Annotated in this window: 18 protein-coding genes; 17 read left to right on the forward strand and 1 reads right to left on the reverse strand. The window is 44.6% G+C overall.

The genetic code is table 11. From position 1 onward, the window contains the following. The first annotated feature begins 1 nt into the window (after window position 1). The 17 genes from G469_RS0105485 (at window position 2) to holA (ending at window position 16,749) form a co-directional block, all read left to right on the forward strand. Window positions 2-1,090 (forward strand): glycosyltransferase family 2 protein, encoded by a 1,089-nt coding sequence (locus tag G469_RS0105485; RefSeq protein ID WP_028264190.1) that lies wholly within the window; start codon window positions 2-4, stop codon window positions 1,088-1,090. After that, on the forward strand, window positions 1,090-2,199 hold the full coding sequence (locus tag G469_RS0105490; protein WP_169726180.1) for a glycosyltransferase family 2 protein: 1,110 nt from the start codon (window positions 1,090-1,092) through the stop codon (window positions 2,197-2,199). The genes G469_RS0105485 and G469_RS0105490 overlap by 1 nt, the downstream gene beginning before the upstream one ends. Before the next feature lie 54 nt (window positions 2,200-2,253). Continuing rightward, window positions 2,254-3,342 carry a glycosyltransferase family 2 protein gene (locus tag G469_RS08935; protein WP_051353793.1) on the forward strand — a complete coding sequence of 363 codons (1,089 nt, stop codon included), beginning with the start codon at window positions 2,254-2,256 and terminating at the stop codon, window positions 3,340-3,342. Between the two features lie 7 nt (window positions 3,343-3,349). Next, a complete protein-coding gene (locus G469_RS0105500; protein ID WP_028264192.1) occupies window positions 3,350-4,408 on the forward strand; it encodes a glycosyltransferase family 2 protein in 1,059 nt (352 codons plus the stop codon). Window positions 4,409-4,549: 141 nt separating this feature from the next. Then, complete coding sequence (gene pyrR, locus G469_RS0105505) at window positions 4,550-5,104, forward strand: bifunctional pyr operon transcriptional regulator/uracil phosphoribosyltransferase PyrR (RefSeq protein WP_028264193.1); 555 nt, start codon at window positions 4,550-4,552, stop codon at window positions 5,102-5,104. A gap of 15 nt (window positions 5,105-5,119) precedes the next feature. After that, complete coding sequence (locus tag G469_RS0105510; protein WP_028264194.1) at window positions 5,120-6,055, forward strand: aspartate carbamoyltransferase catalytic subunit; 936 nt, start codon at window positions 5,120-5,122, stop codon at window positions 6,053-6,055. Next, a complete protein-coding gene (locus tag G469_RS0105515; RefSeq protein ID WP_028264195.1) occupies window positions 6,039-7,331 on the forward strand; it encodes a dihydroorotase in 1,293 nt (430 codons plus the stop codon). Before G469_RS0105510 ends, G469_RS0105515 begins: the two co-directional genes overlap by 17 nt. A gap of 72 nt (window positions 7,332-7,403) precedes the next feature. Further along, a complete protein-coding gene (locus G469_RS0105520; protein WP_028264196.1) occupies window positions 7,404-8,198 on the forward strand; it encodes a dihydroorotate dehydrogenase electron transfer subunit in 795 nt (264 codons plus the stop codon). Next, entirely contained in the window at window positions 8,198-9,133 is a 936-nt protein-coding gene (locus G469_RS0105525; RefSeq protein ID WP_035425404.1) for a dihydroorotate dehydrogenase, read from the forward strand. The genes G469_RS0105520 and G469_RS0105525 overlap by 1 nt, the downstream gene beginning before the upstream one ends. After that, window positions 9,127-9,834, forward strand: coding sequence for an orotidine-5'-phosphate decarboxylase (pyrF, locus tag G469_RS0105530; RefSeq protein WP_028264198.1), 708 nt, complete (start codon window positions 9,127-9,129; stop codon window positions 9,832-9,834). Before G469_RS0105525 ends, pyrF begins: the two co-directional genes overlap by 7 nt. Window positions 9,835-10,037: 203 nt before the next feature. After that, the gene (mihF, locus tag G469_RS0105535; protein WP_002563580.1) at window positions 10,038-10,346 is read left to right on the forward strand and encodes an integration host factor, actinobacterial type; all 309 of its coding nucleotides are present in this window, start codon (window positions 10,038-10,040) and stop codon (window positions 10,344-10,346) included. Further along, the gene (gene gmk / locus G469_RS0105540; protein ID WP_028264199.1) at window positions 10,347-10,913 is read left to right on the forward strand and encodes a guanylate kinase; all 567 of its coding nucleotides are present in this window, start codon (window positions 10,347-10,349) and stop codon (window positions 10,911-10,913) included. A 12-nt stretch (window positions 10,914-10,925) separates the two neighbouring features. Continuing rightward, window positions 10,926-11,219, forward strand: a complete 294-nt coding sequence (locus G469_RS0105545; RefSeq protein ID WP_028264200.1) for a DNA-directed RNA polymerase subunit omega — start codon at window positions 10,926-10,928, stop codon at window positions 11,217-11,219. 8 nt (window positions 11,220-11,227) lie between these two features. After that, window positions 11,228-12,478: a tRNA uracil 4-sulfurtransferase ThiI gene (thiI, locus tag G469_RS0105550; RefSeq protein ID WP_028264201.1), complete on the forward strand. Its 1,251-nt coding sequence runs from the start codon at window positions 11,228-11,230 to the stop codon at window positions 12,476-12,478. Window positions 12,479-12,625: 147 nt separating this feature from the next. Continuing rightward, a complete protein-coding gene (locus tag G469_RS0105555; protein ID WP_028264202.1) occupies window positions 12,626-13,402 on the forward strand; it encodes a ComEA family DNA-binding protein in 777 nt (258 codons plus the stop codon). Further along, entirely contained in the window at window positions 13,395-15,788 is a 2,394-nt protein-coding gene (locus G469_RS0105560; RefSeq protein ID WP_028264203.1) for a ComEC/Rec2 family competence protein, read from the forward strand. Before G469_RS0105555 ends, G469_RS0105560 begins: the two co-directional genes overlap by 8 nt. Beyond that, window positions 15,781-16,749 carry a DNA polymerase III subunit delta gene (holA, locus tag G469_RS0105565; RefSeq protein ID WP_051353794.1) on the forward strand — a complete coding sequence of 323 codons (969 nt, stop codon included), beginning with the start codon at window positions 15,781-15,783 and terminating at the stop codon, window positions 16,747-16,749. The genes G469_RS0105560 and holA overlap by 8 nt, the downstream gene beginning before the upstream one ends. 98 nt (window positions 16,750-16,847) lie before the next feature. On the opposite strand, the gene rpsT is transcribed toward holA, so the two are convergent. Then, window positions 16,848-17,111 carry a 30S ribosomal protein S20 gene (gene rpsT, locus G469_RS0105570; RefSeq protein WP_028264205.1) on the reverse strand — a complete coding sequence of 88 codons (264 nt, stop codon included), beginning with the start codon at window positions 17,109-17,111 and terminating at the stop codon, window positions 16,848-16,850. Window positions 17,112-17,199: the final 88 nt, after the last annotated feature.

Consider the following 17,199-nt stretch of genomic DNA (forward strand, 5'->3'; position numbering starts at 1 on the left):
TATGCCCACCACTTCTTTAGAAAGACCGAGCTTAAGTGTTCTGGTTCCCATTTTTAATGTCGAGAAGTACTTGCGCCAGTGTCTTACATCGCTGATGGCACAGGATTATCAGGATTTTGAAGTCATTTTGCTTAACGATGGCTCTACAGATTCCTCAGCGGATATTGCGGAAGAATTTGCTCATTCGTATGAGCGAGTTAGTCTTATTAATAAAGAAAATTCTGGTTACGGCGCTACGCTTAACCTGGGTATCGATAAGGCTCGTGGCACTTATATTGGTTTTCTCGAGTCTGATGACCTGATGTATCCTGGTGCCTTACGGGTACTTATGGATGCAGCACTTACACATGATGCAGATGTTGTTTGTGGCACCTACTCTAACTATTGGTCACAAGAAAACAAAGATGAGATTCAGCATCCTTATGCTGCAGATTTAGTGGGTCGTCCTAAAGATTATCGTGGTGATTTGCGCCCATTTTTAACGCAACATGCTATTTGGGATGGGGTATACCGTCGCCAAATGCTGTTTGATCAAAGCATTCGTTTTTTGGAAACCGCAGGAGCTTCATATCAGGATACTTCCTTTGCGTTTAAGACTTATGCCGCCTCGCAAAAAACTGTCTTTTTGGATGTACCTATCATTCATTATCGTCAAGATAATGAGGGTTCTTCCGTGCATTCTCGCGGCAAAGTATATGCCGTTTGTCAGGAATACGACGAGATTAATCACTGGTTGGCTCATCGTAACAATCAGTCTTTTGAGAAGAATTTTCAGATGGCTGCTCTGGTTGGGCGGTACAATGCGTATTTGTGGAATGTCGATCGCATTGCCCCTGAATTTCGTAAAGAGTTCATATGCTTCATGAGCAAGGAATTCTCTCTTATGGATGATGCTGGCAGGATTGACTGGGTTCATTTGGATGATTGGCGTGCTCTTAACTTACGTAAAATTTTAGACGATCCTTTGGGATATCTTGCTATTCGCGAACGTCTTCATGGACAAACAGCTTTGTCTAAAGTTGCTTTTGCCTTAGAACTTGGTGGACCTGCAGCACTTGTTGCAGCAGTAAAAGAGCGAAAGACGCGATGATGTCCGCAGCTCAATTAGACTCCTCTTTAACATGCCATTGTGAGCAGCCGCTTGTTTCCGTTATTGTTCCAGCTTATAACTCACAAGATTTTTTAGAGGCGTGCCTTGAGTCTTTGAGAAGCCAAACATTGCACAATATCGAAATCATATGTGTAAATGATGGCTCTACGGATAATACAGCAAATCTGTTGGAGCAGGCTGCAGCTCAAGACAGTCGCATTGTGGTAGTTAGCCAAAAAAATGCTGGTCTTGGATGTGCTCGCAATGCAGGAGTAGCAGCTGCTCACGGTAAAATTATCATGTTGTGTGACGCGGACGATATGCTCAAGCCTCAGGCTTGTGAACATGTATATCAACAGTTTGAACAAAGTGATTGCACTGCTGTAGTTTTTGGGTTTGAGATATTTCCAGAGACTGCATTGCATCCTTCATTGGCTTCTCAGCTTCATCCTCGTGATGTGGTTATTACTAAAAGTAATCGGGGGATAGAGCAGCTTTTATTTGAGGAAAAAGCTCGTCCTTTTGCTTGGCGTATTGCTTTGCGTGCTAAGTTTATGCAAGAACAACATATATGTTTTCATCCAGAGCTTACCTTAGGTGAGGATCAGTATTTTTGCTTTGAAGTGTATCCGCGTTCCAGCAAGACTGTGCTTATGAGTGAGCAGCTTTACTTATATCGCATGAATAATCAGTCCATGACGCATACCATCGGTTCGGGTGTGGATGCGCGTTTGGTAAAACTGTCTAAGCATCTTGCCTGTGAGCAAGCTATTATTCAGGATTGGACTAATGCTTGCTTCATGGGCATATGCGACGAGAAAATCCTTGAGTGGTGTCTCGATCTATTGTTATTGGATGTATCTAAGCTTCCTGCTCAAAATCAAGTGAGTTTTTGGGAGCAATGGCGTACAGAGGTACTCAGTAGGTTTTCTCTACAAGAAATAATGAGTTCTCATAAGTTTTCGAGTGCTGCAAAAGCCTGTGTAACGGATATTTTGTCTGATACTCATCTGGTATCAAAACGCCATCTTGCCATGTTTTACCTGCATAAACGCGGTATGGTAAGCAGTATGAAGCGTGTGGTATGGGGCCTTACGCATAAAGCTTAGTTAACCTATGCATGGCTGCTGTTACAATGTGAACAGTCAATCAAAGGACTTGCAATGACTTATGTTGATCAAACCACACCGCTTATTTCGGTGCTGGTACCTATCTATAATGTAGAGCGCTATCTTGAGGAGTGTCTAGATTCCCTACGTGCACAGACCTTTGATTCTTTTGAAGTACTCTGTATCAATGACGGTTCCACAGATGGGTCAGCTGCGATTGTTCAGCGTTATATAGATATTGATACTCGATTTAAGCTTATCAATAAACCTAATTCGGGGTACGGGGCTTCCATGAATCAGGGCTTGGATGCTGCGCGTGGTGCTTATATTGCCATTCTTGAATCTGATGATTTGTTTATGCCCCAGGCACTTGAAGTGTTGTATCAGACTTTGCGGGCTCATAACGCGCAGGTTGCAAAGGCAAACTTTACGCTGTACTGGTCTGAACCTCAAAAGCGCACGCAATCTTTTGATGTGGTGGGTACACTTGCAAATAGGACCTTATGCCCCTCGGTGGAAGGGCATGAATTCTTTTATCAAAAACCTTCTATTTGGAGCGCACTGTATAGTCGCACATTTTTAGCAGAGAACAATATCCGCTTTTTGGAGACGCCCGGTGCGTCATATCAAGATGCCTCATTTAGTTTTAAGGCTTTTGCTGCAGCAGAATGTGTGAGTTTTATTGCGGACGAAATTTTGCTGTATCGCCAGGATAACGAGGCCTCGTCCGTGAATTCTGCTGGTAAAGTATTTTGTGTATGCGATGAGTATGCGGAAATGCAAAGGTGGCTTGCCAAACATCCTGAGCTTGAGTCACGTCTCAAAAAAGTATTGGCTCATATGAAGCTCAATACCTACTTATGGAATTACAATCGCTTATCTCCCAATCTGCGCGAAAAATTTTTTCCAACTATGCGTGCGGAATTACAAGCAGATTTTGATGAACATAATTTTGACGAGAATAACTTGGGGTTGGTTCGCACAGCAGAGCTCAATGCATTGTTGTTTAACCCTCAGCGTTTTTCTTTTGCTTGGCGCAACGGTGAGCCTCAGCCTGGTAAATGGAACTTGCTTAAGCACGTGTATGCCCTTGGTGGCTTGCAGCTTTTAATTTTCTTAGCAGGTAAGAAGCTCAAGGGGTAGTTGCTATATGGCAAAGTTAAGCATTGTAGTACCTATATATAACGTACAAGAATATCTTGTTTCGTGTTTGGATTCCTTACGTGCTCAAACATATACCAATATAGAAGTACTTTGCGTAAACGATGGCTCGCCTGATGGTTCTCGTGCTATTGCACAAACATATGCAGCACAAGATCATCGTTTTACCGTTATCGATAAGCCCAACGGTGGGCTATCGAGCGCGCGTAATACGGGTATTATGGCTGCTACATCACCCTATATATGCTTCTTGGATGCAGATGATTGTTTTAAGCCACAAGCGTGTGAGCGCATGGTGCATGAATTGGAATCCAATCATGCAGATGTATTAGTATTTGGCGGGGAAGCATTTCCGCATTCCGAGACGTATCCGTGGCTAGAAAGCGTGTTATCACCACGTGACATCATCTATCATTCCTTTAAGCCAGAACTTCTTTTTACCGAAGCAGTAAAACCTTTTTCTTGGCGTCTTGCTTGTAAAACTGATTTTTTGCGTAAGCATCATATTTTATTTAATGAAGCCGTTCGTTACGGAGAGGACCAGGTTTTTGCCTTTAACTTGTTTCCACAATCAAGTAAAACACAGCTGATTTCTGACAAATTGTATGAGTATCGCATTGTGCATAAGAACTCTCTTCTCAACAAAATGTTGCAGGATAAGGTTGGCATGCTGCTTGAACATATCAAGATACAGCAGGTAATTTTTGACTTATGGAAGCGTTTAGGCATTTTGAAAAACTATGCAAGCTATCAAATGGAATGGCTTGTGGAATTTTATTTGTTTGACGCGCTATCCTTGGATGATCCAGGCTATGAAACAGTATGGGAAGCAGCACAAAAGCAACTTATGCAAAATTTTGAGCGTCATCACATACAACAAGCACAGCTTATGATTCCTACGAAGAGACTTTTGCTCGCTTGTTTTGATGGCAAGCATCTTTCTCAAGGCAGGCGTAAACTGCTTGCGTTTTGCTATGTAATAACAAAACGTGGCTTCACAGGTATTGTAAAAAGAATTCTTCGTGGACGCGCAAAAGTTCATAGCTAGGATAACGCTCTGTGCTATAGTGCTTTCAGACCTTTAAGTGTGGTACGAGATACCCACAAGGCGCACTACAAGATTCATATGCCTTTTTCGGATGTCTCGTGTCGCATGACGGCAGGGACATCTTTTTTTGAAGGGGGTCATATGGAGCAGCAGCCTAAGGCAATCCTCATGGACGAGGCTGCCATGAATCGCGCAATCACCCGTATCGCTCATGAAATTTTGGAACGCAATGAAGGTGCATCGCACCTTGCATTGGTGGGTATCGTGCGCCGAGGCGTTTTTTTGGCCGATCGTTTAGCCGATCAAATCGAAAAGATTGAAGGTGTACGTCCTCAAACGGGATCGTTGGATATCAGCTTTTATCGCGATGACGTAACGCGTGCTATCGCACCTGTGTTGCATGCAACGGATATCCCCTTTGGTATTGATGACATTGATATTGTCCTGGTAGATGACGTGTTGTATACCGGGCGTACCGTTCGTTCAGCACTTGATGCTCTTGTAGATTTAGGCCGTCCTAGCACAGTGCAACTGGCAGTAATGGTGGACCGTGGTCATCGCGAGCTTCCCATTCGAGCGGATTATGTTGGTAAGAACGTACCTTCGTCTCATGAGGAAGATGTACGTGTGCAAATTACCCCATTTGACCACGAGAATTCCGTGGGTATTTGGGACATTTTGTCTAAGCAAAACTAGGAGGTGCTTGCCAAGATGCTTTCTGTCAAAAATCTTATCGACACCAACAGCTTGACTGCCGATGATATTACGCAAATTCTTGATACTGCGGCTTCATTTGAGCAGGTAAATAGCCGTGCTATTAAAAAAGTTCCCGCTCTACGTGGTCGTACGATTGTAAACTTGTTCCTCGAGCCATCCACTCGTACACGCAGTTCATTTGAGCTTGCGGAAAAGCGTTTGAGTGCGGATGCTCTTAATATGGGTGGCTCTACCAGCTCTGTTGTAAAGGGTGAGAGTTTAGCAGACACTATTCAGACCATTGATGCTATGAATGTAGACATGTTTATCTGTCGTGCTAAATTGGCTGGTACGCCCCAAAAAATTTCCGAGAATACCGATGCTGTTGTTATTAATGCAGGTGATGGCAAGCATCAACATCCTACACAAGCCATGCTGGATTTATATACGATTCGCAAGAACTTTGGTCACTTAGATGGACTTAAGGTTGCCATTGTAGGTGATCTTAAGCACAGCCGTGTATGTGGCTCTCTTGCACCAGCTCTTAAGACCATGGGCGCAGATGTTACCTTGGTAGCTCCTCCAACCTTCCAGGTAGATGATCCACAGTGGTTTGGTTGTTCTCAAACTTCAAGGCTTGACGATGTGTTGGAAGACATGGATGTGGTCTATATGCTGCGCGTTCAGCTTGAGCGCATGGAAGGTGCTGCCATTCCTTCTCGTCGTGAATACAACCGCCTCTACGGTTTAGATGAAGCTCGTGAGAAGCGCATGAAGCCTGAGGCAATCGTTTGCCATCCAGGACCTATGAATCGTGGTATGGAAATCAATACAGAAGTTGCAGACTGTGCACGATCAAGGATTTTGGACCAAGTAAATGCTGGCGTTTTGACACGCATGGCCGAGATGTACCTGCTTTTGGGAGGAGAAAACAATGGCGTTTCTGCTTAAGGGTGCTCATGTAGTAGATCCTGCAGTACAGTTGGATGAGATCTGCGACGTTTTGATTGAGGACGATAAAATCGCCGAGGTTGGTCAAAACCTTACGGCTCCCAAGAATGCTCATATTATTGATGCTACAGGTAAGTACTTGGTTCCTGGCTTAGTGGACATGCATGTTCATTTTCGTGATCCTGGCTTTGAGTATAAGGAAACCATCGAGACAGGTTCTCGTGCTGCCGTACACGGTGGTTTTACCGATGTTGCCACTATGCCCAATACCGACCCTATTACAGACTCTGGTGCCGAGATTCGCTATCAGATTGATCGTGCTCGCGAAGCGGGTTACGCCCATGTACGTCCTTTAGGCTCACTTACTCGTGGCGAGAAGGGCGAAGCAATTGCAGAAATCGGTGACATGGTCATGGAGGGTGCATGCGGCTTTTCTGATGATGGCCACGGTGTTCAATCTGCTGGTATGATGCGCACCTGCATGGAGTATGTCTCGCAATTTGATCGCGTAGCGATTGCTCACTGTGAGGATGAATCCCTGTCCAGCCATGGTGTTATTAACGAAGGTCTTGCATCTACCCGTTTGGGTATGTTTGGCTGGCCTGCACTGGGCGAAGAACTGGAGATTTATCGCGATATTGAACTTTGCCGCCTTACGGGATGTCCCTTGCATATTGCCCACATTTCCACCAAAAAGGGCTTAGATCTGGTTCGTGCTGCAAAGGCAGACGGTCTTCCTGTAACCTGTGAAGTTACGCCTCATCACTTATTCTTAAGTGAGGAAGACATTACGGATGCATATAACACTCATCTCAAAATGAATCCTCCTCTGCGCCTTGCATCTGATGCCCAAGCTTTATGCGAAGGTCTTCTTGATGGTTCCATTGACTGTGTGGTAACCGATCATGCTCCTCATGCAGCTCACGAGAAGGACTGCGAGTGGGAGATTGCCTTCTTTGGCATTATTGGTCTAGAGACTTCCTTGCCACTTATGCTCACCAAAATGGTGCTTCCTGGCAAAATGAGTTGGTCAAAACTAGTAGAAGTTATGGCTATTAATCCTCGTCAGATATTGCGCCTTGATCCTGTACGTATTGCTAAGGGTAGTGTGGCAGACCTGACGCTTATTGATCCAGAACAGTCTCGTGTTATTACCAAGGAGTATTTCGAGTCCAAATCCAAGAACTCTGCCTTCCTTGGCGATAAGCTCACGGGATTTGCAAGTGATGTATTTGTTGCAGGAAAACAGGTAGTTGTCAACGGTGACGTTGCTTAATGCTTACTTAAATTGCCTCTTGAGCGTATTATTTCGCTGGAGAGGCAATTTTATAAGGAAGGAAACGTACGCATGAGAACACGCTCTCGTACTCAGCTACATGAATTTACGGTTGTGGATAATGTTCCCGTTGCAGCTGGTTTGAATAAAATTGTTATTAAATCAGACCTACTTGCTCAAAAAATTATTCCTGGACAGTTTGTACATATTGCCGTTCCTGGTGACGCTTCACACATTGTGCGTATTCCAGTTTCGTATAGTGCCTCTGATGCTCAGGCTGGTACTGTAGAAATTGTATATGCACTGGTAGGAGAGGGTACCCGTCGTCTTGCAGCTATGAAACCTGGTGAATGTTCAGATCTTGTTGGTGCCAGTGGTAACGGTTGGCAAATCTATGATGACGATACTCGCGTACTTTTAGTGGCTGGTGGTGTAGGTGTGACGCCCATCATTGGCTTAGCACGCGAGCTATCCGATTCTCATACTACTTTTGATGTGGTTATTGGTGCTCAGAACAAAGAACGTTTATGGGGCGCAGATGAGGCTTTGGCAGCAGGCGCTGCTCAGGTTGTAGTGACTACGGATGATGGTAGTCGTGGCCTTAAGGGCTTTACTACCGATGGCATGAAGCAGCTTTTGAATTCTTACTCATATGATCGCGTGTTTACGTGTGGACCTCAAATCATGATGAAAGGCATTGCTCAACTGGCACAGGATTGCAACATTGCTTGTGAAGTGTCTCTTGAGCGGATGATGACCTGTGGATTTGGCGCATGCCATACGTGCAATGTTGCAATGGTTGCCGGTGGTTATAAGCGCTGCTGCACCGAAGGCCCTGTATTCGATGCAACTGAGGTGATGTGGTAATGCAATCTCCTAATCCTACAGTAGATATGTCAGTAAGTTTTGCTGGCATGCCTATGAAAAATCCCATCAATACCGCTTCTGGCACCTATGGTCAAGGCTATCAGTTTGAAGCGTTTTACCCCGTTTCTTCTTTGGGTGCCATTACTACTAAGGGTTGCTCTGCACAGCCTTGGGATGGCAATCCTTCTCCTCGTATGACAGAGATTACTAGTGGAATTATGAACTCTGTTGGCTTAGAAAATCCTGGTATAGAAGCTTTTGTAAAGTCCTATGGTACCTACCTCACAAATTTAGGTAAGAAGGATACCCGCATTATTGTGCAAGCTGCAGGTCATACCCTTGATGAATATGTTGAGGCTGTCGAGAAGTACGAGGAGTTTGCTCCGTTTGCAGATGCCATTGAACTCAATGTGAGCTGTCCTAATGTGGCTGCTGGTGGAGCTGCTATGGGAGGTACACCAGAAGGCGCTTGTGCTGTTATGCATGCAGTACGTAATCGAACCTCCAAGCCACTTATCGTCAAGATGGCTCCTGTTAATGTAGGAGAGATTGCTCGTGCCCTGGAAGATGCTGGTGCAGATGGCCTTTCTTTAATTAACACCATTCCTGGTATGGCAATCAATGTGCATACTCGTAAAAGCAAGCTTTCTAGGCCATGTGCGGGCATTTCTGGTCCTGCAATCCATAATATTGCCGTACGCATGGTGTGGGAGGCTTACAAGGCTTGTAAGCTACCTTTATGTGGTATTGGTGGTATTACGAGTGGCGAAGATGCAGCCGAGTTTATTTTGGCTGGCGCTACAGCGGTTTCTGTTGGTACTGCAAATCTTGTTGATCCAGGCTCGGCATTACGTATTTTGTCCGAATTAACACAATGGGCAGTATCCCAGGGTGTTTCGAATATTTCCGAACTGATTGGAGCGTTTGAATGCTAAGTGCTTCCGAGCGCATTATTGTTGCCCTTGATTGTGAGCGAGAAGAGGCTTTGAGTCTGGCTCAACGTCTGCGTGGTCACGCACAGTGGGTAAAAGTTGGTATGACCTTATACTATGCGTGCGGTCCAGAGATTGTTCACGCTATGCATGATGCCGGTCTCAAAGTATTTCTCGATCTCAAGTTGCATGATATTCCTCATCAAATCCATGGAGCCGCTCGGTCTGCTTCAGACGCTGGTGCAGATATTTTGTCTATTCATGGTCTTGGTGCTGGGGCAATGATTGCCGCAGCACGTGAAGGTGTGAATGAGGCTGCAGCTAATCGAGAAGATCGTACAAAGCTCGTTTCTATTACCGTTCTTACAAGTATGAATCAACAATCGCTTGCTTCTATTGGAATTGAGTGTTCCATTGCAGAAGAAGTGCAGCGTTTAGCCACTCTTGCGTGTTCTCATGGTTCAGATGGTATTGTGTGTTCTCCTCAGGAAGCCGCGGCTATGCGTACCTTATTGGGCCCTGAGGCGCTTATTGTCACTCCAGGTGTACGCCCAGCAGGAGCAACTTTGGACGATCAGCAACGCGTGGCGACGCCCGCTCAGGCCATTGCAGACGGCGCTTCTATGATTGTGATTGGTCGTCCCATTACACAGGCTCAAGATCCTGTGGCAGCTTTTGATGCTATCGTTGAGGAGTTAAAATAGACCAATTAATGGGAAAATTTGCTAAATAAGTACGAAAATTACTGTTAGTTGTGTAAAGTGAGTGGTACAAAAGCATAGTTTCTGCACTTTAGGCTTGATTTTATAGTCTTATATTGCCAAACTATGTTCTCGTTGACGTGTCAAAGCGCGTTTGTATGCAGTTTGCATTAACGATATCTAACAGTTTTGTGTTTGGAGGAAAAATGGCTCTCCCTAACCTCACCCCAGAGCAGCGCAAGGCCGCTCTCGAGAAGGCAGCAGCTGCCCGTCATGCTCGTGCAGAGCTCCGTGAGAAGATTAAGAACGGCGAGGTTTCTCTCGATAGTGTTCTTAACTCTGATGATCCCATCGCTAGCCGTCTGAAGGTTTCCGCTCTTATTGAGTCCCTTCCTGGCTATGGCAAGGCAAAGGCTGCTAAGGTCATGGCTGAGCTTGGCATTTCTGACTCTCGTCGTGTAAAGGGCTTGGGCGCTCGTCAGCGCGAGCAGCTTCTTGAGGCTCTTTCCAAGTAAGTGTCGGCGAATCCAAAACTTTTCGTCGTATCGGGACCGTCGGGTGCAGGTAAAGGCACTCTGCTTGCAAAATTGCGTGCAGAGCGTCAGGACCTGGGCCTGACGGTTTCGGCAACTACACGTAGTCCGCGTGACGGCGAAAAAGACGGCATTTCTTATCACTTTCTTTCCGATGCGCAGTTTGATGCCGGTATTGCTGCGGATGATTTTTTGGAGTGGGCAAACGTACATGGTCATAAGTATGGCACTCCTAAGTCTGAGGTAAATAAGTGTTTGGCTGCTGGTCAGTCTGTTATTTTGGAAATTGATGTCCAAGGTGCACTTATTGTTAAGCAGCGTTTTCCAGAAGCGGTACTCATTTTTATTGAACCTCCTTCACTGGAAGTTCTCGAAAAACGCTTGCGTGATCGGAAAACAGAAGACGAAGCTTCTATTATGCTTCGTATGGCAAACGCAGCTAAAGAGCTTGCGCTTGCGCCACAATATGACGTACGCGTCGTGAACGATGAGCTTGATTTGGCAGTAAAGGATTTGGATGCTGCTATCAAGCAACATGAAATGATGTAAGGAGTGTGCTCAATGTCCGTCATTCAGCCACAGATTAACGATCTTCTCGATAAGACCGAAAATAACCCTTTCTTGCTGTGCTCTATCGCATCCAAACGTGCTTGCGATATTAACGATATGCTTCGTGGTCAGCACTTGCGTGTTACTGCTGTTCAGGCCGTAGATGACATTACCACTATTGCTTCTGGCAAGGATTCTATTGGTATTGCCATGTCCGAGATTTCTGAGGGTACCTTAGGCTTTGTAAAAGATGCTTTTGACGAGGACATTAAGGGTGCAAACAGCAAATACGACAAGATTGACTAGTGCAAAATATGATTTCTCGCGTTTGTCTTGTTCATTATCACGAGATTGGTTTGAAGGGTAAAAATCGTTCTCGTTTTGAAAATCAACTTGTTGTAAATCTGCGTCACGCGCTCAATACATTTCCAATAGCAGACATTGCAAGGATTTCTGGCCATCTGCTTATATCCTTGACGGACGACTCTTGTGTACACCAACTTGCTCATGCGGTTTCATTGGTACCAGGAGTCGCACGTGTTTCTATTGCTTTTAGGACTGCTCAACGTGAAGAAGAGTTTTGTAGCGCTGCGGTTCAAGCTTTAGCTGAGGCAGGGGAGTTTGTAAGCTTTAAGGTGCATGCTCATCGTGCTGCTACCAACTATCACTTGCATACGCTTGAACTTAACAGACTTGTTGGTTCTGTTTTGTGTGAGGCCTATCCCACAAAAAAAGTTGATGTCCACAACCCTGATATAACGGTATATGTAAACGTAGTTCAGGGTGACGTGTTTGTGTATGCTGCTTCTCTGATTGGCGTAGGTGGCTTGCCTGTTGGTACTGCAGGTAAGGTAGTTTCACTCCTGTCCAGTGGTATTGATTCTCCTGTAGCAACATGGATGGTTGGACGTCGTGGAGCAAATGTCATTCCAATCCATTTTTCTGGTCGTCCTATGACAGCAGATACCAGTGAGTATCTATGTCAGGATATTGTAGAGAAACTCCGTGGCGCTGGTATTATTGGCCGTATGTATGTAGTTGCCTTTGGAGAGGTTCAACGCGAGATCTCTCTTGCTGTTCCTCAGGGTCTACGCATCATTATGTACCGTCGTATGATGTTTAAAATTGCCGAGCGCATTGCTCGCATTGAAGGTGCTCAGGCCTTGGTCACGGGCGAGTCTTTGGGTCAGGTTGCTTCTCAGACTTTGGAAAATATTGCGGCTGTCAACGAGGTTGTAGAGATTCCTATTTTCCGACCACTGATTGGAACGGATAAACAAGAGATTATTCAGCGTGCTCAGCAGATTGGTACGTTTGAGATTTCAAGTCAGACGGCACCAGACTGCTGTACGTTGTTTATGCCTCGTCGCCCTGAGACACGTGCTCGTCTTGCAGAAGTGCATACGGCATGGGAACAGTTTGACCATGAAGGTTTTATCGATAAGCTCCTAGATGAGATTGAATACATAGATTTTGGGGGTTGTCCTTCATATAGGCCGCCTAAGTCTATGCGTACTTATCACGCCATACTTGGTTCTGCACAGTCAAGTTTTGTGAAAGAGTAAGATATTTTTGCAGGTATCTTAGCTATTTTTTTGAATGTATAGCCTCTGTTTGGGTTTTGTTAGATTTCTGACAGTTCCAGCAGAGGTTTTTTCTTTAGCCCTTGGGTTTGGCTGTTAACTTCCTCACACTTAAAGCAAGGAGGTAGTATGGCACAAATTCAATCAAATGCGTTTATACGCAGGCTATCCGTTTTAAAGAGAACCTATAGTCTCACAAAACCAAAGCTTCTCGCTTTGGGTGTAAGTGCTGCTTTGTTTATCGGTGGCTTAGTCTTTGTTGCATTCCACCTACCTATAGGTGGAATCGTTATTGGACAATCAGATACACAAGATGCCCAATCAATCGAGAAGAGCAGTCTTAAAAACATGGCAGAAAAGTCAGACGGGAAATCGGATACTAAAACTCAGAACCCGACGACGCAGATGCAAGCTTCAGGCACAGCGCAGTTTATTGTAGTGCATGTAGATGGTGCTGTAGCAAAACCTGGTGTGTACACGCTTGAGCAGCCAAAACCACGCATCAAAGATGCCGTTGATCTTGCTGGCGGTCTAGGAGAAGAGGCAGATACTTCTACGATTAATCTAGCTGCGATTATCGAGGATGGCAGCAAAATATATATTCCAAAACAAGGGGAAAGTATTCCTCTTGAACAAGCTGTTTCTGATGACACCCAGAGCAATTCCAACAGAACCTTAGGTACACACGCAGATGCTGGTGACACACATGCCAGTGGTCTTATTAACATTAATACTGCGACAGAACAAGAGCTTATGAGCCTTCCCGGTGTTGGCAAATCAACTGCTCAAGCAATTATTGAGGACCGTAGGATAAATGGAGTTTTTGCAACCGTAGAAGACCTTATGAGAGTCTCTGGTATTGGCGCAAAGAAGTTTGAAAAACTGCAAGGCAAGATTCGTGTTTAAAGAAATTATGCTTCCTTATAAACCTTACCTTCCAGAAAGCTTATTGGTTCTTGGTTGCTGTTTGGGTTTTGATGCACTTATTGTTCAAGCTAGGCTTTCTAGTTTACTGCTGTTGTGTGCGCTGGGAACCTTTGTGCTTGCTGTGGTTAGTCTGTGCTGTTGGAGAAAACGAGGTAGAACATATACTTCTCTTTGTGTTGCCATGCTCTTAGTTTGTGCTGCAAGTTGTTTTGTTCAGCAACAACATTTTAAGAAGGTTTCTCGCACATTGGAAACGCTGACCCCCTCTTCGTGTATGTATGAGGTGCTGAGCGATAGCACACAAACTCGCTTTGGCTGGAAGGCACGTGCAAACTGCATTTATAAAAATATAGACCATCAAGGAAATGATCTTTGTGCTGACGTTTGGCTTTCGAGTAAAGAACCCTTGCGTTATGGAAGTGTCTTGCGCTTGGTGGGTCGCTATAAGAAAAACTCTGATGATCAATATGGTCAGCAAAACATGGTCCGTGGTATCTGCGGAACAGTGCAAGTTTTACAAGTTAAACAAACATATCTGTTGGGAGGACTAAAAGAATCAATCATTTCTTGTCGAGAAGCCCTATTAAAACAGATTAACCCTGATACAAATGCTTCGCGAGCACTATTAGCAGGATGTATTTGTGGATACAAAACGGGACTTTCAAGTTTTGGTATTTCCCAAAGCTTGGCAGGTTGTGGTCTTGCTCATATGGTGGCAGTGTCTGGCTCGCACCTTGCCTTAGTTGCAAGTATCTTAACGTTATTTATAAGCAAAACCTCGCTAAAACCTGCTGTGCGTGTTGGCGCTGTAGTTGCTGTAACAGGATTGTTTGTAGTGTTTTGTGGTTGCCCTTCATCTGCAATGCGTGCATGGCTTATGTCTGTAACAACTCAAGCGGGAGTGTTGTTGGGTAGGCGCTCTTACGCGCTTTCTGCGAGTTCTTTATGCGGTATCAGCATGTTGATTGTGCAGCCGTTTTTAGTTATGGATGTTGGATTTTTGTTATCGCTTAGTTCCGTTGTTGGTCTTTGCTTGTTTACTACCTATGGTGCATATTTGGGAAAGCTTTTGCTACCTCAGGTTAAAGTATCTCCAACAAAGATACTGGGGAAGTTTTTACACAGAATCCATCCTATTCAAGAGTCGCTTGGCTCATCTGCCGTGACTTCTTGCGTAGCTCTTATAAGCACTTTTCCTCTTGTTATCCATGTGTTTGAACAGTTATCTGTAATTGGCCCCGTATCAAACTGCATAGTAGGACCTCTTTTTGTGTTCTTTATCATGCTTGGTGCAATAAGTGCTCCACTGCTTTTTGTGCCTGTGTTGGGTAATTTGCTACTTGCAGTATTAGATATTGTGGCCAAACTTATTTTGCTGCTGGCGGGATGGTTTTCTCAACTTCCACTTGCCAATATCGCATTGAATGAATCAAGTTGGTGGATTTCTGCTGTAGTAGTAGCTGCGCTTGTAGCTATTGTGCTTGTATGGCCCCGTTTATCCGCACAACTTGTTCGTAGGTGTGTGGGAGTAACCGTATGTTTAATACTGCTGTGGTTTGTGCATGTGCGCTACTTTGCGCCCGCTCGCGTTGTAGTGCTTGATGTAGGACAAGGTGACGCAATTGTGGTGCAGGATGGTCCACAGGCACTGCTAATAGATACTGGACCAAAAGGCATGGTAGTAAAAGCTTTAGGCCGCAAACAAATCCTACACTTAGATGCAGTGTTGTTAACGCATTTGCATGATGATCATATTGGTGGAATGGAAGAACTTGCAACTCGAATGCATACTCATCAAGTGCTTGTGGGTAAAGGGGTTTTGCAGGCGGTTTCTTCTGAGCTAGAACAAAACATCCAAAAAATGACTGACCAGCCAGCTCGGGAATTGTCCTATGGTTCTGTGATTCAAGTTGGACGTTTTTCTCTGCGGATGGTTTGGCCACAAAAGCCAACAGATGGCACGCATAATGCGGATTCAATCATGCTGATTTGCCAGTATCAGGATAATGAAAATGCACAAGAAGACCTTACACTTTTGCTTACAGGTGATGCCGAGAAAGACGAGTTAGAGCAGGTTATACGGTCACATGATATAAAGACTCTTGATGTGCTTAAAGTGGGTCATCATGGTTCGGAAATAAGCATCACCTTAGATCAGGCGCATACCTTAGCTCCAGACTTCAGCCTTATTAGTGTTGGGGCGCATAACAAATATGGACACCCTTCACGAGCATGTTTAGATACACTTACTCAAGCAGATTCAAAGGTGTTGTGTACCAAGGATTACGGAGACCTTGAACTTCGTCCTGATGGCAGAGGTGGCTTTGCTATTATGGGGACACGCAAAGGAGGTATAGATGACTAAGATGAACAAAGAAAACTTACTTGTTGCTTACTTATTAGTGGGTACCGATGAGCTCAAGCAACAGCGTACCATTGCTCGTCTTAAGCAATATCTGGATCCTGACTTTGCAGATTTTAATCTGGAAGAACATCTGAGTGCTTCTGGTTTAGAAGCTCAAGTTCTCATCAGTTCCTTACAAGCGCTTCCTTTTGGAGATAGCCGCAGGTTTGTTATTGTGTGGGAGGCAGATAAGCTTACTAAAGAGGTTTCAGAAGCTTTGGTAAGTTATTTAGCAGATTCCAATCCTTCAAGTATTCTGGTGCTTATTGCTCAGAGCTTGGCTAAATCTACGAGGCTGTATAAAGCAGTAGCTAACGTAGGAGCAAAGGCTGTTATTGATTGTGGTGCCAAGAAAAAATTTGCACTTGCTACCGATGTGATACATATTGCTCAAGTCCATGGTTTATATATAGATACCGCTGCAGCTCAAAGGCTTATTTTTAAGGTGGGAGAGTCCACTATTATGCTGGACAATCAGCTAGCCTCTTTAGCCTCTCGCTTAGGAGTAGGAGCTACAGTTCATGTGGCAGATATAGATTCCTATGTGACCCAAAGTGCAGAAGTAAATCCTTGGGAGTTTTTAGACGTATTGTGTAGTAGAGATTTTGCTCAGTCCATGGAATTATTTCATGTAATGAAATCAAATGGCTATGTAGCGCTACAAATATTTATTACTTCTCGTCTTCGTGAACTTATATGCGTAAAAGCATTACAGGAGCGTGGTACACCGGCGATTATGGCTCAAGAATTGGGTAAGCAAGATTGGCAAATAAAAAAATACCCTAGCTTTGTTCGTAAGTTTGCTCCTGGCGAACTCGAAGAGCTTCTCAAAAAGAGTAAAGAACTTGAGTGGACACTTAAAAATTCAAGCGAAAAAGAAACAGCATTTATCCAGTTTATTGCTGCTGTTTGCGGAAAATAGTAAGTAATGCTACATAAAATAAATTGCATATAAAGAATAAAAAGACCTCGCCAGCACGCGAGGTCTTACACACAAAGATTACTAAGAAAAGCGCTTAGTTATGCAATGGTATTAGCAAGCTTAGCAACACCGCTCTTGCGCTTTGCTGCCTGATTCTTGTGGATAATACCCTTGGAAGCTGCCTTGTCCAGGAGCTTACCTGCATGCTGAACGGCTGCCTGAGCTGCTGCAGCGTCATTTGCCTCTACGGCAAGACGAACATTCTTTACAGCAGTCTTGAGCTCGGAGCGAACTGCCTTATTGCGAATACGAGCTTTCTCGGCAGTCTTAATGCGCTTCTTCTGAGACTTAATGTTTGCCACGTGTGTTTCCTTTCAAAAATAATCTCTGTGAGGCCTCTGACGTTGAGACACGGTGAGGTCAACAAGGAAGTATAGCATGAATGGGGTG

Origin of the sequence: Atopobium fossor DSM 15642, from assembly GCF_000483125.1 — a bacterium.
Taxonomy (GTDB): domain Bacteria; phylum Actinomycetota; class Coriobacteriia; order Coriobacteriales; family Atopobiaceae; genus Atopobium; species Atopobium fossor.